This is a genomic window from Klebsiella sp. GFKo11, from assembly GCF_056490265.1.
Genome location: NZ_CM151369.1, coordinates 1,769,056 through 1,783,029 on the forward strand (window position 1 = coordinate 1,769,056; position 13,974 = coordinate 1,783,029).

Annotated in this window: 16 protein-coding genes; 7 read left to right on the forward strand and 9 right to left on the reverse strand. The window is 53.4% G+C overall.

Annotated elements, in window-relative coordinates:
- The first annotated feature begins 93 nt into the window (after positions 1-93).
- The 5 genes from cysP (at position 94) to cysM (ending at position 4,950) form a co-directional block, all read left to right on the forward strand.
- Positions 94-1,110 (forward strand): thiosulfate/sulfate ABC transporter substrate-binding protein CysP, encoded by a 1,017-nt coding sequence (cysP, locus tag AC07P6_RS08620; protein ID WP_181485390.1) that lies wholly within the window; start codon positions 94-96, stop codon positions 1,108-1,110.
- A complete protein-coding gene (gene cysT, locus AC07P6_RS08625) occupies positions 1,110-1,943 on the forward strand; it encodes a sulfate/thiosulfate ABC transporter permease CysT (protein WP_434662167.1) in 834 nt (277 codons plus the stop codon). Before cysP ends, cysT begins: the two co-directional genes overlap by 1 nt.
- A complete protein-coding gene (cysW, locus tag AC07P6_RS08630; RefSeq protein ID WP_110272190.1) occupies positions 1,943-2,818 on the forward strand; it encodes a sulfate/thiosulfate ABC transporter permease CysW in 876 nt (291 codons plus the stop codon). The genes cysT and cysW overlap by 1 nt, the downstream gene beginning before the upstream one ends.
- Positions 2,808-3,902 carry a sulfate/thiosulfate ABC transporter ATP-binding protein CysA gene (cysA, locus tag AC07P6_RS08635; protein WP_478316041.1) on the forward strand — a complete coding sequence of 365 codons (1,095 nt, stop codon included), beginning with the start codon at positions 2,808-2,810 and terminating at the stop codon, positions 3,900-3,902. The genes cysW and cysA overlap by 11 nt, the downstream gene beginning before the upstream one ends.
- 136 nt (positions 3,903-4,038) lie before the next feature.
- Entirely contained in the window at positions 4,039-4,950 is a 912-nt protein-coding gene (gene cysM, locus AC07P6_RS08640) for a cysteine synthase CysM (protein WP_110272192.1), read from the forward strand.
- Here cysM and AC07P6_RS08645 read toward each other — a convergent pair.
- From AC07P6_RS08645 to ptsJ, 4 genes are all read right to left on the reverse strand, one after another.
- Positions 4,947-5,354 carry a YybH family protein gene (locus AC07P6_RS08645; protein ID WP_112212906.1) on the reverse strand — a complete coding sequence of 136 codons (408 nt, stop codon included), beginning with the start codon at positions 5,352-5,354 and terminating at the stop codon, positions 4,947-4,949. The two genes, cysM and AC07P6_RS08645, sit on opposite strands and share 4 nt — an antisense overlap.
- Positions 5,355-5,376: 22 nt before the next feature.
- The gene (locus AC07P6_RS08650) at positions 5,377-5,751 is read right to left on the reverse strand and encodes a YfeK family protein (protein ID WP_478316042.1); all 375 of its coding nucleotides are present in this window, start codon (positions 5,749-5,751) and stop codon (positions 5,377-5,379) included.
- A 91-nt stretch (positions 5,752-5,842) separates the two neighbouring features.
- Positions 5,843-6,550, reverse strand: a complete 708-nt coding sequence (locus AC07P6_RS08655; protein WP_478316043.1) for a type 1 glutamine amidotransferase — start codon at positions 6,548-6,550, stop codon at positions 5,843-5,845.
- Positions 6,551-6,564: 14 nt separating this feature from the next.
- Positions 6,565-7,863, reverse strand: a complete 1,299-nt coding sequence (gene ptsJ, locus AC07P6_RS08660) for a MocR-like B6 salvage transcription factor PtsJ (RefSeq protein WP_478316044.1) — start codon at positions 7,861-7,863, stop codon at positions 6,565-6,567.
- A gap of 82 nt (positions 7,864-7,945) precedes the next feature.
- Between ptsJ and pdxK the strand changes: the two genes are divergently transcribed.
- The gene (gene pdxK, locus AC07P6_RS08665) at positions 7,946-8,812 is read left to right on the forward strand and encodes a pyridoxine/pyridoxal/pyridoxamine kinase (RefSeq protein WP_287858931.1); all 867 of its coding nucleotides are present in this window, start codon (positions 7,946-7,948) and stop codon (positions 8,810-8,812) included.
- Positions 8,809-9,048 (forward strand): cytoplasmic protein, encoded by a 240-nt coding sequence (locus AC07P6_RS08670; RefSeq protein WP_478316045.1) that lies wholly within the window; start codon positions 8,809-8,811, stop codon positions 9,046-9,048. The genes pdxK and AC07P6_RS08670 overlap by 4 nt, the downstream gene beginning before the upstream one ends.
- Positions 9,049-9,090: 42 nt before the next feature.
- On the opposite strand, the gene crr is transcribed toward AC07P6_RS08670, so the two are convergent.
- The 5 genes from crr to cysZ form a co-directional block, all read right to left on the reverse strand.
- Positions 9,091-9,600 (reverse strand): PTS glucose transporter subunit IIA, encoded by a 510-nt coding sequence (crr, locus tag AC07P6_RS08675; RefSeq protein ID WP_000522253.1) that lies wholly within the window; start codon positions 9,598-9,600, stop codon positions 9,091-9,093.
- Positions 9,601-9,642: 42 nt separating this feature from the next.
- On the reverse strand, positions 9,643-11,370 hold the full coding sequence (ptsI, locus tag AC07P6_RS08680) for a phosphoenolpyruvate-protein phosphotransferase PtsI (RefSeq protein ID WP_181485397.1): 1,728 nt from the start codon (positions 11,368-11,370) through the stop codon (positions 9,643-9,645).
- Positions 11,371-11,414: 44 nt separating this feature from the next.
- On the reverse strand, positions 11,415-11,672 hold the full coding sequence (gene ptsH / locus AC07P6_RS08685; protein WP_002913505.1) for a phosphocarrier protein Hpr: 258 nt from the start codon (positions 11,670-11,672) through the stop codon (positions 11,415-11,417).
- A 381-nt stretch (positions 11,673-12,053) separates the two neighbouring features.
- A complete protein-coding gene (gene cysK / locus AC07P6_RS08690; RefSeq protein ID WP_181485398.1) occupies positions 12,054-13,025 on the reverse strand; it encodes a cysteine synthase A in 972 nt (323 codons plus the stop codon).
- 165 nt (positions 13,026-13,190) lie between these two features.
- Positions 13,191-13,952, reverse strand: coding sequence for a sulfate transporter CysZ (gene cysZ / locus AC07P6_RS08695; protein WP_112212915.1), 762 nt, complete (start codon positions 13,950-13,952; stop codon positions 13,191-13,193).
- Positions 13,953-13,974: the final 22 nt, after the last annotated feature.

Consider the following 13,974-nt stretch of genomic DNA (forward strand, 5'->3'; position numbering starts at 1 on the left):
AATCGCCAAACGGTATATAAAACCGTTACTCCTTTCATCACCGTTATAAATATGATGATCACCAGAAAGTCATCAAATTGATAAGGGTGCGCAATGGCCGTTAAATCACTGAAAAAAGGATATCTGGCGCTGGCAGCTTCTGTGCTGTTGGTTGCGCAGGCGCAGGCGACGGAACTGCTGAACAGTTCCTACGATGTTTCCCGCGAGCTGTTTGCCGCCCTTAACCCGCCGTTTGAACAGCAGTGGGCGAAAGATAACGCTGGCGATAAGCTGACGATTAAACAATCTCATGCCGGGTCATCAAAACAGGCGCTGGCGATTCTGCAAGGCCTGAAGGCCGACGTGGTGACCTATAACCAGGTGACCGACGTGCAGATCCTGCACGACAAAGGCAAGCTGATTCCGGCCGACTGGCAAAGCCGTTTGCCGAATAACAGCTCGCCGTTTTACTCCACCATGGGATTCCTGGTGCGCAAAGGTAATCCGAAAAATATTCACGACTGGAATGACCTGGTGCGCTCCGATGTGAAACTGATTTTCCCGAACCCGAAAACCTCAGGCAACGCGCGTTATACCTATTTAGCCGCGTGGGGCGCCGCGGACAAAGCTGACGGTGGCGATAAAGCCAAAACCGAGCAGTTTATGACCCAATTTCTGAAGAACGTCGAAGTGTTTGATACCGGTGGTCGCGGTGCTACTACCACCTTTGCGGAACGCGGGTTGGGCGATGTACTGATTAGTTTTGAATCGGAAGTGAATAACATCCGCAAACAGTACGAAGATCAGGGATTCGAGGTGGTTATTCCTAAAACCAATATCCTGGCTGAATTCCCTGTGGCCTGGGTGGATAAAAACGTCAAAGCCAACGGTACGGAAAAGGCGGCGAAGGCCTACCTGACCTGGCTCTACAGCCCACAAGCGCAGACAATTATTACCGACTATTACTATCGCGTGAACAACCCGAAAGTGATGGATGGATTGAAAGATAAATTCCCGCAAACTGAACTGTTCCGCGTAGAAGACCAGTTTGGATCATGGCCGGAAGTGATGAAAACCCACTTTGTCAGCGGCGGTGAGCTGGACAAACTGCTGGCGGCGGGGCGTAAGTAATGTTTGCTGTTGCATCAAAGCGCGTGCTGCCGGGCTTTACCCTGAGCCTCGGCACCAGCCTGCTGTTTGTTTGCTTGATTCTGCTGCTGCCGTTGAGCGCGCTGGTGATGCAGCTCTCTGAGATGACCTGGGCTCAGTACTGGGATGTGGTCACTAATCCCCAGGTGGTGGCGGCCTATAAAGTCACCCTGCTGTCGGCCTTTGTAGCGTCGATTTTCAACGGCATATTTGGTCTCCTGATGGCGTGGATCCTTACGCGCTACCGTTTTCCGGGCCGTACTCTGCTGGATGCGTTGATGGATCTGCCGTTTGCCCTGCCGACGGCAGTAGCGGGTCTGACGCTGGCGTCGCTATTCTCGGTCAACGGTTTTTACGGCGAGTGGCTGGCGAAGTTTGATATCAAAGTGACCTATACCTGGCTGGGTATCGCAGTAGCCATGGCCTTTACCAGCATCCCGTTTGTGGTTCGTACGGTGCAGCCGGTGCTCGAAGAGCTGGGTCCGGAGTATGAAGAAGCTGCGGAAACGCTGGGCGCGACGCGTCTGCAGAGCTTTCGCAAAGTGGTGTTGCCGGAGCTGTCTCCGGCGCTGCTGGCTGGGATTGCGTTGTCGTTTACCCGTAGCCTCGGCGAGTTCGGTGCGGTGATTTTTATCGCCGGTAACATCGCGTGGAAAACGGAAGTGACCTCGCTGATGATTTTCGTTCGTTTGCAGGAGTTTGATTACCCTGCCGCCAGCGCGATTGCTTCGGTGATCCTCGCGGCATCGTTACTGCTACTGTTCTCAATTAACACCCTGCAAAGTCGCTTTGGTCGACGTGTGGTAGGTCATTAATGGCGATCGTTGCTCAATTGAAGCGTTATGACGCGCCCCGTATTAACTGGGGAAAATGGTTTCTGATTGGTACCGGGATGCTGGTTTCCGCCTTCATTCTGATTGTGCCGATGGTCTATATCTTCGTGCAGGCGTTTAGCAAAGGCCTGATGCCGGTGCTGCAAAACCTTGCCGATCCGGACATGCTGCATGCTATCTGGCTGACGGTGATGATTGCTTTGATTACCGTGCCGGTAAACCTGGTGTTCGGTGTGCTGCTTGCCTGGCTGGTGACGCGCTTTACTTTTCCGGGCCGCCAGCTGCTGCTGACGCTGCTGGATATTCCGTTTGCCGTCTCGCCGGTGGTGGCGGGGCTGGTTTATTTGCTGTTTTACGGTTCTAACGGCCCGCTGGGCGGTTGGCTCGATGAGCACAACCTGCAGATCATGTTCGCCTGGCCGGGTATGGTGCTGGCGACCATCTTTGTGACCTGCCCGTTTGTGGTTCGCGAGCTGGTGCCGGTGATGATGAGCCAGGGTAGCCATGAAGATGAGGCGGCGATTTTACTCGGCGCTTCGGGCTGGCAGATGTTCCGTCGCGTTACCTTGCCAAACATCCGCTGGGCGCTGCTCTACGGCGTGGTGCTGACCAACGCCCGCGCCATCGGTGAATTCGGCGCCGTGTCGGTAGTTTCCGGCTCGATTCGCGGCGAAACTTTATCGCTGCCGCTGCAAATTGAATTACTGGAGCAGGATTACAACACCGTCGGTTCGTTTACCGCCGCCGCCCTGCTGACGTTAATGGCTATTTTGACCTTGTTTTTGAAGAGTATGGTGCAATGGCGTTTGGCCAATCAGGAAAAACGCGCGCAACTGGAGGGAAATCATGAGCATTGAGATTGCCAATATTAAGAAGTCTTTTGGTCGCACCCAGGTGCTGAATGATATCTCACTGGATATCCCCTCCGGACAGATGGTTGCGCTGCTGGGGCCGTCCGGTTCCGGGAAAACTACGCTGCTGCGTATTATTGCCGGGCTGGAGAATCAGTCCAGCGGGCATATCCGTTTTCACGGCACCGACGTGAGCCGCGTGCATGCGCGCGATCGCAAAGTTGGATTCGTGTTCCAGCATTACGCGCTGTTTCGCCATATGACGGTGTTCGACAACATTGCTTTTGGCCTGACGGTGCTGCCTAGGCGCGAACGGCCAGATGCGGCCGGTATTAAAGCAAAAGTGACCAAACTGCTGGAAATGGTGCAGCTGGCGCATCTGGCCGATCGCTATCCGGCTCAGCTCTCCGGCGGGCAAAAGCAGCGCGTGGCTTTGGCTCGTGCGCTGGCGGTTGAACCGCAAATCCTGCTGCTGGATGAACCTTTCGGCGCGCTGGATGCTCAGGTGCGTAAAGAACTGCGGCGCTGGCTACGTCAGCTGCATGAAGAGCTGAAATTCACTAGCGTATTTGTAACGCACGATCAGGAAGAAGCCACTGAAGTGGCGGATCGCGTGGTAGTGATGAGCCAGGGCAATATCGAACAGGCCGATGCGCCTGACCTGGTGTGGCGTGAGCCTGCCACCCGCTTTGTGCTGGAGTTTATGGGCGAAGTTAACCGCCTGAAAGGCACCATTCGCGGCGGTCAGTTCCACGTCGGCGCGCATCGCTGGCCGTTGGGCTATACCCCGGCATATCAGGGGCCGGTCGATCTGTTCCTGCGTCCGTGGGAAGTGGATATCAGCCGTCGCACCAGCCTTGATTCGCCGCTGCCGGTACAGGTACTGGAAGCCAGCCCCAAAGGCCACTACACCCAATTAGTTGTTCAGCCCCTTGGGTGGTATGACGAACCGTTGACCGTGGTACTGCAGGGAGAAGACGCGCCGTATCGCGGGGAGCGCCTGTTTGTCGGCTTGCAAAATGCACGCCTGTACAACGGCAATGAACGCATCGAGCCGTGCGGGGAGCTTGCTCTGGCTGAATCGGCCTGATAGCTTAATCCGCAAGTTTATCGCCGTTTTCGCAACGGCAGGATTTGGTAGCCCGGGTTAGACGCAATGCGTCGCCATCCGGGAACGTTTGCAGGCCGGGTAAACTCTCACCCGGCCTTTTTATTGGGCAAAAACCGTGAATACATTAGAACAAACAATTGGCAATACGCCTCTGGTGAAATTACAACGCCTTGCGCCTGACAACGGCAGCGAAATCTGGGTCAAGCTGGAAGGGAACAACCCTGCGGGGTCGGTGAAAGATCGCGCTGCGCTGTCGATGATTGTTGAAGCCGAAAAGCGCGGCGAGATTAAGCCCGGCGATGTGCTGATTGAAGCGACCAGCGGCAATACCGGCATCGCGCTGGCAATGATTGCTGCGCTCAAAGGCTATCAGATGAAGCTGCTGATGCCGGATAACATGAGTCAGGAGCGTCGTGCCGCTATGCGCGCCTACGGTGCCGAACTGATTCTGGTCACCAAAGAGCAGGGGATGGAAGGCGCGCGCGATCTGGCGCTGGAGATGGCCCAACGCGGCGAAGGTAAGCTTTTGGATCAGTTCAATAATCCGGATAACCCTTACGCGCACTACACCACCACCGGGCCGGAGATCTGGCAGCAGACTGACGGACGAATCACCCATTTTGTCTCCAGTATGGGCACGACCGGGACCATTACCGGTGTCTCACGCTTTCTGCGCGAGCAAGATAAAGCGGTGAGCATTGTTGGGCTGCAGCCAGAAGAGGGGAGCAGTATTCCGGGGATTCGCCGCTGGCCAGCCGAATATATGCCGGGCATTTTTAACGCACAGCTGGTGGATGAGGTGCTGGATATTCATCAGCAGGATGCGGAAAACATCATGCGAATGTTGGCGGTGCGGGAAGGTATTTTCTGCGGCGTCAGTTCAGGCGGCGCGGTGGCTGGCGCATTACGTATCGCCCGTGAAAACCCTGGCTCGGTGGTGGTGGCGATCGTCTGCGATCGTGGCGATCGCTACCTCTCTACCGGGGTCTTTGGCGAAGAGCACTTCGCCCAGGGCGCGGGGATTTAAACCTCGGGAGCGTCGAGCAGGTCAGTACCGTAGGAGTTATCTACGGTACATAGCCAGCGCTCACCCTGCTGGCGAAAGACATAGGTTGCGCGCCGCGTGACCTGTGTCGTGCCGCCTTCCGCCGTCGGGATATCCAGCCGGGTTTCCATAATCACCAGCGCATTGCCGCCGCCTTCAATAATCTCCATCTTCCCCTGCGTCACCACCAGCCGGTGCTGAAAATAATCGGCGATGGCGATAAACGCTTTGCGGATATTCTCTTTGCCCCTGACTACCATTCCTGGCTTAACCACCAGCGCGGCGTCTTCAGCGTAATACTCCATCAGGCTGGCGTAATCCTCCTGAGAGATGGCGCGATCGCAGGCTTCAATGGCGGCTTTTAACTGCGGGTTGGGATTGTGCATCTCTGATGGCCCTTTTTGTGAGCTATTGATTTTCCGCCGTGACCGTTTTATCCGTCTCAGCGATCAGGGTGTGCAGGTACGGCTGCGCGTTTTCGTCGCTTTTTCCAGGGATCCTGACAATATAGGGCTTCCCAGTAATAGACGACGATGATGCTACCTTATCAATAAATTGCTCGGCGGTATCGATGCGGTTACGGGTATTACCAAGTTTTAACCGCAGATGTGATACTGCTTCCTCGCAGGTATGGGCATCGTCATTGCGCACGAAGATCAGATCCTTTTTTTGCCCCAGGGCGTCGAGCATCGCGTTAATGCGCGCTTCTTGATAAGCGTTGAGTTTGGCAAAGGCGGGAAGTGTAAGAAATAATGCCATTACCGCGCAGAGAATGTTCTTCATCTTGAGTCCCTTCCATAGTGGTTTGTTCGCGATAAAGTTTACTCTTTCCGCAGTGAGGGGATTTAGCTTTAAGAAAAACGATCGCTTTTGGTTAATTCATCGTCAGTTTGTCGAGAAACGTCCACAGTTTCTGATTCATCTCACGGTAGTCCCAGCCGCGCATTTCTTGTTCGCTGCGGATGAAACGTCTGCCTCTGGCGGCGCTGAGCTCTGGCTGCGAATGAGCAATCAGCAGCTCAATGACCTCAGCATCAAATTCCATATGGCATTGGAAACCATATACCCGGTCGCTATATTTCACTATCTGCCGCGGGCAGCCTTCGCTGGAGGCCATCACTTCCGCTTCCGGGGTCAGTCCCGGCATGTCGTTATGCCAATGGCCAACCTCCAATGAAGGGCCAAAGTGGGAGAGTTTGCTATCCTGCAGGCCCGCAGTGGTTAGCGTTATCGGATAATGACCAACCTCTTTTTCCGGGCTTTGCATCACCGGCGCGCCCAGCGCTTCGCCAATCAGCTGCGAGCCGAGGCAAATGCCAATGACCGTTCGCCCGGCAGCAATCGCCCGGGCGATTAAGCGCTGCTCGGCATGGGTATCAAAATAAGGGCATTCAGATAGCGTCGTGCGCGGCGATTGCGGGCCGCCCAGCACAACCAGCATATCAAAGTCATCCGCATTTTCTGGCAGTGCATCGCCTGCGTAAACGCGTGACCAACTGGTAGCGTAGCCGCGCGCCTGCGCCCAATGCAGATACGCTCCCGGCGCTTCAAAGACTTCATGGACAATAAAGTGGATCTGCATAGCGTTAACTCCTGTCAATGTTGTTGTAATACCTGGCATAAATCATCGGCGAGCTTATTGATTTCATCATCGTTCAGCGTGGCGAGCGAAAGGCGAAGTCCGTGCGACGGTGTGCTAACACCGAACGTTTCTCCTTCGCGAACCAGCCAACCCGCGTGCGCCAGACGTAGGGCAATCGGCTGACTGGGTTTCTCCAGGGGAAGCCAAAAGTTAAGACCGTCTCCAGGTGTAAAATGGGTGAGTCCACGCAAAGAGAGCGCGGTGACCAGTTTTTCATGTTGTTGGCGATAGTGGCGTTGGCTCTGCGTTAAAGATGCCATAAAGGCGCTATCATTCAGGCAGGCCAGCACCAGATCCTGCAGCAGATGGCTGACCCATTGGCTGCCGGAGTTCAGGCGCAGGCGCAGCGCCGCCGATGTGTCTGGATCGCTGGCGACAATGGCCAGGCGCATATCCGGTCCCAGCGTTTTTGACAGCGACCGTACCAGCGCCCAGCGCTGAGTTTCCGCGGGAAGCGGGGAGTACCAGGGCGTCGCAGACAACAACGCAAAATGGTCATCGACAATCACCAGCACCTGCGGGTAGCGGGCAAGTATTTCACGTATCGCCCGGGCGCGTGTTTCGCTGAGGCTACAGCCAGTAGGGTTGTGCGCGCGGGGGGTAATAATGACCGCCCGCGCGCCGTTGCGTAGCGCTTCTTCAAGCGCTGCGGGCTGCATCCCTTCACTATCCACCGGCACTGGCGAAGGGTTAAAACCGGCATAGCGCAGCATGTTGATACTGCTGAGAAAGCAGGGGTCTTCGATAGCTACGCTATCGCCGGGCAACAGCAGGGCGCAGAGCAGACGCTCAAGCGCATCGATAGCGCCGCTGGCCAGGTTAATCTCGGCGTCTATGCCCAAGTCTTTATTCACCCAGGTGCGGGCCCAGGCGGCAAGCTGCGGTTCAACTGCCGCATCGCCGTAGAGACGTGGGGTGGCTGCGATAGCGCTGAAGTAGCGTTTAATGTCGGCCAGACGATTAGGGTCAGGATTGCCGCTGGAAATATCTTTCAACAGCGAAGAGGGATCGCCCCCTTCAAGCTCGGGGAGAGTATTGTGTGTCTTGATGACCGTACCATTACGCCCCTGGCTGATGGCTAATCCAGAGGTGACTAACCGCTTATAGGCTGAAGCGACGGTGTTGCGGTTAACCGAGAGATTGGTAGCCAGCTCGCGAACCGGCGGCAGAACATCGCCTGGTTTTAATACGCCGCTTTGTACCAGATGACGGACGTTATCGAAGATCTCACTAGCGGTTTTTCCGACAAACATTATTGACCTATGACAAAATGAATTTTAGCATAGGACGAATGATAATCAGAGTATGACCCGCTGTCCAGCGGGAGGAGAAAGGATGGGCCAGCAAGACGAAATACAATCGGTGCTCTTCAACGATAAAAGCCGGGCGCTACAGGTCGATATTGTGGCCGTGCAATCGCAAGTGGTCTACGGCAGCGTCGGAAATAGCATTGCGATACCGGCGATAAAGCAGCACGGCCTGCGGGTGATGGCAGTGCCGACGGTGCTGTTCAGCAATACCCCGCATTATGATACGTACTATGGCGGCGTCATTCCGGAAGAGTGGTTTGTCGGGTATTTAAAGGCGCTGGAGGAGCGTGACGCACTCCGTGAACTGCGAGCAGTAACCACCGGTTATATGGGCAGCGCAGTGCAGATTGAACGGTTAGCGCAATGGTTGTGCCGCATCCGCGAGCATCATCCAGATCTTTGCATTCTGGTCGACCCGGTCATTGGCGATGTGGATAGCGGCATCTACGTCAAGGCGGAGATTCCCGAAGCATATCGCATCCATCTGCTGCCCCTGGCGCAGGTTATCACGCCTAACCTGTTTGAGCTGGAGACGCTAAGCGGCCTACCTTGCCACAATCAGCAGGAGGCGATTATCGCTGCACGCAGCCTGTTATCTGATTCGCTGAAATGGGTAGTGATTACCAGCGCGCCGGGAATAGATAACTCCTCGATCAACGTGTTGGTGGTTAGCGCAGAGTCAGTTGAGATGGTGGAACATCCGCGTGTTGAAACGGATCTGAAGGGCACAGGAGACCTTTTTTGCGCCGAGCTGGTTAGCGGTTTAGTTTGCGGGATGCCGCTGAGCGATGCCGCGCGTGCCGCTGCGCAGCGGGTACTGACGGTGATGACCTGGACTGATGAGCAGGGTTGTGATGAGTTAATTCTTCCACCTCCAGAGGAGGGAGTATGAAGAGCTACCGTTTAGTGGTTCGTCAGCTGGGAAGAGTTGTTGGGCATTTTGATACCTCAGGTAGTGAGGCGCTGGAAGATGCCTGCGAAGTCAGCTCGCTGTTTGGGGCGATTGGCGGATATCAGTGTGATTTGCTGGTCTCTGACAGCGAGAAGCGGATTCTGGAAAGCTCCCCGGAGGGCATGAAGGTGTTGTCGAGGGAGAAATGCTATCGACCGCTTAAAGTGATGATATAAAAAAATGGCGCCCTTAGAGGCGCCATTCTTCTGCGGCAAGAATTACTTCTTGATGCGGATAACCGGGGTTTCACCCACGGTTACGCTACCGGACAGTTTGATCAGCTCTTTGATCTCGTCCATGTTGGAGATAACAACCGGAGTCAGGGTAGACTTGGCTTTTTCTTCCAGCAGCGGCAGATCGAATTCGATAACCGGGTCGCCGACTTTCACACGTTGGCCTTCTTCAGCGATACGTTTGAAACCTTCGCCTTTCAGTTCAACGGTATCAATACCGAAGTGAACGAACAGCTCAATGCCGCTATCAGATTCGATAGAGAACGCATGATTGGTTTCAAAAATTTTACCGATGGTACCATCTACCGGCGCAACCATTTTGTTGCCAGTAGGTTTGATGGCAATGCCATCACCCACAATTTTCTCCGCAAAAACGACATCCGGCACGTCTTCGATGTTGACGATCTCGCCAGAGAGCGGGGCAACAATCTCAATAGTTCCGGTGTCTTTTTTGTCATCAGAAACCAGAGATTTCAATTTATCGAACAAACCCATGATCTTCTCCTAAGCAGTAATTTGGGCCGCGCATCTCGTGGATTAGCAGATTGTTTTTTCTTCAATGAACTTGTTAACCAGCGTCATTAACTCGTCCGTTGTCGGTTGAGCAAGAGCCTGCTCTGCTAATACTTTCGCATCTTCGAAGTTCGTGTTACGAATAATCTTCTTGATGCGCGGGATGGAAATGGCGCTCATAGAGAATTCGTCCAGCCCCATACCCAGCAACAGAAGTGTAGCACGTTCATCGCCCGCAAGCTCACCACACATGCCAGTCCATTTACCTTCAGCATGAGAAGCATCAATAACTTGCTTAATCAGCGTCAGGACGGACGGTGACATTGGCTGGTAAAGATGTGAAATCATATCATTACCACGGTCAACTGCCAGAGTATACTGCGTTAAATCATTGGTACCGATACTAAAGAAATCAACTTCTTTGGCTAAGTGACGAGCGATTGTCGCGGCGGCAGGGGTTTCTACCATTACGCCAATTTCAATGGCTTCATCAAAAGCTTTACCTTCGTCACGCAGTTCCTGTTTGTAGATCTCGATCTCTTTGCGCAGCGCGCGAACTTCTTCAACAGAGATGATCATCGGGAACATAATGCGCAGTTTACCGAAAGCAGAAGCACGCAGGATGGCGCGTACCTGGTCACGCAGGATCTCTTTACGATCCATTGCGATACGGATAGCACGCCAGCCGAGGAACGGGTTCTCTTCTTTCGGGAAGTTCATGTACGGCAGCTCTTTGTCGCCGCCAATATCCATGGTACGAACGATAACGGCCTGAGAGCCGCACGCTTCGGCAACCGCTTTGTAAGCTGCAAACTGTTCTTCTTCAGTCGGCAGCGAGTCGCGGTCCATGAACAAGAATTCAGTACGATACAAACCTACGCCTTCCGCGCCGTTGCGCTCAGCGCCTTCGACGTCACGGACGGTGCCGATGTTAGCGCAGACTTCAACCTGATGGCCGTCCAGCGTAATTGCCGGCAGGTCTTTCAGTTTAGCCAGTTCCGCTTTCTCTTCAGCAACCTGAGCCTGCAGATTACGCAGTTCTTCGATTTGTTCGTTTGTTGGGTTAACCAGAACCTGGTTATTCACCGCGTCGAGGACCAGATAATCGCCGTTTTTCACCTGAGCGGTAACGCTACCGGTGCCCACGATGGCAGGCAGTTCAAGGGAACGCGCCATGATAGAGGTGTGGGAAGTACGACCACCAGCATCAGTAATAAAGCCCAGTACTTTGTCCAGGTTCAACTGTGCCGTTTCAGACGGGGTGAGGTCAGCAGCAACCAGGATAACTTCATCCTGAATCGCGCCCAGATCAATGATGGCCAGGCCGAGGATGTTGCGCAGTAGACGTTTACCGATATCGCGTACGTCAGCCGCACGCTCTTTCAGGTATTCATCATCCAGCTCTTCCAGTGCAATAGCCTGACCTTCGATAACTTCATTGGCTGCCGCGTCGGCAGTCATGTGCTTATCTTTAATCAGGGCTATGATTTCCTGCTCAAGCTCCTCATCTTCCAGCAGCATGATGTGCCCTTCGAAGATGGCTTCTTTTTCTTCACCGAAAGTTTCACCAGCTTTGGTTTTGATGACCTCCAGCTGGGCGGAGGCCTTGGTGCGGCCGCTCAGAAAACGTTCAACTTCCTGATCAACCTTATCGGCAGAAATTTTCTTCCGGTCGATGACTACTTCATCTTCTTTCAGCAGGAGTGCCTTGCCAAAAGCGATACCCGGGGATGCTAAAATGCCTGAAATCATAACCCTACCTTACTTGTGACTGATATTAAAAAGAACCCGTGAACTTACTCGAGTTCAGCCATCAGTTTAACCAGATGCTCAACTGCTTTTTGCTCATCTTCGCCTTCGGCAGAAAGAGTCACAACGGTACCCTGAGTCAGACCCAGAGTTTGCAGTTTGAACAGGCTTTTGGCGCTGGCGCTTTTGCCGTTGGAGGTAACAGTGATCTCAGAAGTGAAGCCTTTCGCTTCTTTAACAAACTGAGCAGCAGGGCGGGTGTGCAGACCGTTCGGAGCGGTAATAGTAACTTCTTGCTGGAACATTATATTTCCCCAACTTATAGGTTTAGTGTTGTGGACCTAAAGTTTAGCCTAACGGCCAAACTTTAGCCTGTATCGTTAGCGCCGGCATTACGTGTCCGGCTCCGGCACCAGCAGCAGTGAATCGCCGCGTGAACCTTCAGGCCGTTGACGTCTACCACGTCATTAAACATTATGCCGTGAAAGGAAGACTTGAACCAAATCATAAAATCGATTCAGCTTATGGAAATCCAAATCCGAATAATTTCGCGCATCAAAATAAATGTGCTGGTTAAATACCAGACCCAACGAAGTGAATCAATGCCAGGAGGGGTAAAAATTTGAACTGTGCCACAAAAAAGCACCTGAAAAGGTGCTTTTTTACACGATGTTAACAGGCTGGCACTACTGTTGCAGTTCTTTCTCTGTGAAGAGATCGGCAAACAAAGCAGTGCTTAAATAGCGTTCACCTGAAGAGGGTAGGATAACCACAATATTCTTATTGGTAAAGGCTTCATCTTCCTGAAGCTTCAGCGCAGCAGCAACGGCTGCACCGGAAGAGATACCGGCCAGAATACCTTCCTCTTCCATCAGGCGACGTGCGGTTGAAATGGCTTCTTCGTTGGTGATAGCAACGACTTTATCAACCAGCTTCAAATCCAGGTTGCCCGGAATAAAGCCAGCGCCGATGCCTTGAATTTTGTGCGGGCCGGGTTTTAGCTCCTCACCTGCCAGCGCCTGGGCGATAACCGGGGAGTCGGTGGGTTCAACCGCGACGGTAATCAGATCTTTTTTACCTTTGGTGCCTTTGATGTAACGACTTACGCCGGTTAGCGTACCGCCGGTACCGACTCCGGAGATGAAGACATCAACCTGACCGTCAGTATCTTCCCAGATTTCTGGGCCGGTGGTTTTTTCATGAATTTCCGGGTTGGCCGGGTTGCTGAACTGCTGGAGCAGTAAGAATTTCTCTGGGTTGCCCGCGACGATTTCTTCGGCTTTCTGGATTGCACCCTTCATGCCTTTCGCACCTTCGGTTAATACCAGATTAGCACCTAACGCTTTTAGCAGTTTGCGGCGCTCAATACTCATAGTTTCTGGCATTGTCAGCGTCAGCTTATAGCCACGTGCCGCTGCGACGTAGGCAAGTGCAATACCGGTGTTACCGCTGGTCGGTTCTACCAACTCAACGCCTGGTTTTAGTACACCGCGTTTTTCGGCATCCCAAATCATATTGGCACCGATACGGCATTTCACGCTAAAGCTCGGGTTACGCGATTCTACCTTTGCCAGGATGCGCCCGTTACCGATTCGGTTCAGTCGTACTAGCGGCGTATGACCGATAGTCAGGGAGTTGTCTTCAAAAATCTTACTCATGGCCCGTCCTTAACTGTATGAAATTTGGGAGTACGGCTTCAGCATACCCGCTTAAAGAATATGCGGAAGTAAGGATTTAGCATATCTATATTCGCAAGAGAAATAATGGCAAGCCAGAAGTAATAAGGAGCGGCATAAGCCGCTCCGTAAGAAGAGAGGAGGGGATTACTTCCACATGGCGTGTTTGTCGCGATAGCAATCGACCCACATCGCCGTTGCACCGCAAATGGCCACTGGCAGAATGACCAGATTCAGCACCGGAATCATGGTAAACAGGCTGGTCAGGGCACCAAATTGCATATTGGTTACTTTGCGGGTACGCAGCGCCTCACGCATGGTTTTAAACGGCACTTTATGGTTATCAAAAGGGTAATCGCAGTACTGAATTGCCAGCATCCAGGCACTGAACAGGAACCACAGCACGGGAGCAACGGTCTGGCCGATGCCGGGGATGAAATAGAGAATCAAAAGCACGATTGCCCGCGGGAGATACCAGGCAAACTTCTGCCATTCACGCTTCATAATGCGCGGCACATCTTTCATTATGCCGAAAACCCCGACATCCGGAGGCGTTGCGCCGGTGAGGCGCGCTTCAAGCTGCTCAGCCAGTAGTCCGCTAAAAGGAGCGGCAATCCAGTTGGCAATCGTCGAGAAGAAGTAGCCGAAGACCAGTAGAATGGAGATAACCACTATCGGCCACAGCAAATAGTTAAGCCACTGCAGCCATTCCGGTACATGACTCATCAGCGAGGGGAGCCAGCTACCCAGGCGAGTGAATAACCACCAGAAGGCTCCACCCATCAAAATGATGTTGACGAGTAAAGGGAGGAATACGTATCGACGGATCCCCGGTAGCCCGATCAGTTTCCAGCCCTGCGAAAAATAATAGACGCCACTACGCGGGGTCGTTGCGGATGATGAAACCATAGTCAGGCAATGCTCCTTTTTT

What these genes read in the sequence shown, in the direction of transcription:
- cysP (WP_181485390.1), top strand. Translation starts at nt 94, where the DNA reads ATGGCCGTTAAATCACTGAAAAAAGGATATCTGGCGCTGGCAGCTTCT.
- cysT (WP_434662167.1), top strand. Translation starts at nt 1,110, where the DNA reads ATGTTTGCTGTTGCATCAAAGCGCGTGCTGCCGGGCTTTACCCTGAGC.
- cysW (WP_110272190.1), top strand. Translation starts at nt 1,943, where the DNA reads ATGGCGATCGTTGCTCAATTGAAGCGTTATGACGCGCCCCGTATTAAC.
- cysA (WP_478316041.1), top strand. Translation starts at nt 2,808, where the DNA reads ATGAGCATTGAGATTGCCAATATTAAGAAGTCTTTTGGTCGCACCCAG.
- AC07P6_RS08645 (WP_112212906.1), bottom strand. Translation starts at nt 5,354, where the DNA reads ATGCACAATCCCAACCCGCAGTTAAAAGCCGCCATTGAAGCCTGCGAT.
- AC07P6_RS08650 (WP_478316042.1), bottom strand. Translation starts at nt 5,751, where the DNA reads ATGAAGAACATTCTCTGCGCGGTAATGGCATTATTTCTTACACTTCCC.
- AC07P6_RS08655 (WP_478316043.1), bottom strand. Translation starts at nt 6,550, where the DNA reads ATGCAGATCCACTTTATTGTCCATGAAGTCTTTGAAGCGCCGGGAGCG.
- ptsJ (WP_478316044.1), bottom strand. Translation starts at nt 7,863, where the DNA reads ATGTTTGTCGGAAAAACCGCTAGTGAGATCTTCGATAACGTCCGTCAT.
- pdxK (WP_287858931.1), top strand. Translation starts at nt 7,946, where the DNA reads ATGGGCCAGCAAGACGAAATACAATCGGTGCTCTTCAACGATAAAAGC.
- AC07P6_RS08670 (WP_478316045.1), top strand. Translation starts at nt 8,809, where the DNA reads ATGAAGAGCTACCGTTTAGTGGTTCGTCAGCTGGGAAGAGTTGTTGGG.
- crr (WP_000522253.1), bottom strand. Translation starts at nt 9,600, where the DNA reads ATGGGTTTGTTCGATAAATTGAAATCTCTGGTTTCTGATGACAAAAAA.
- ptsI (WP_181485397.1), bottom strand. Translation starts at nt 11,370, where the DNA reads ATGATTTCAGGCATTTTAGCATCCCCGGGTATCGCTTTTGGCAAGGCA.
- ptsH (WP_002913505.1), bottom strand. Translation starts at nt 11,672, where the DNA reads ATGTTCCAGCAAGAAGTTACTATTACCGCTCCGAACGGTCTGCACACC.
- cysK (WP_181485398.1), bottom strand. Translation starts at nt 13,025, where the DNA reads ATGAGTAAGATTTTTGAAGACAACTCCCTGACTATCGGTCATACGCCG.
- cysZ (WP_112212915.1), bottom strand. Translation starts at nt 13,952, where the DNA reads ATGGTTTCATCATCCGCAACGACCCCGCGTAGTGGCGTCTATTATTTT.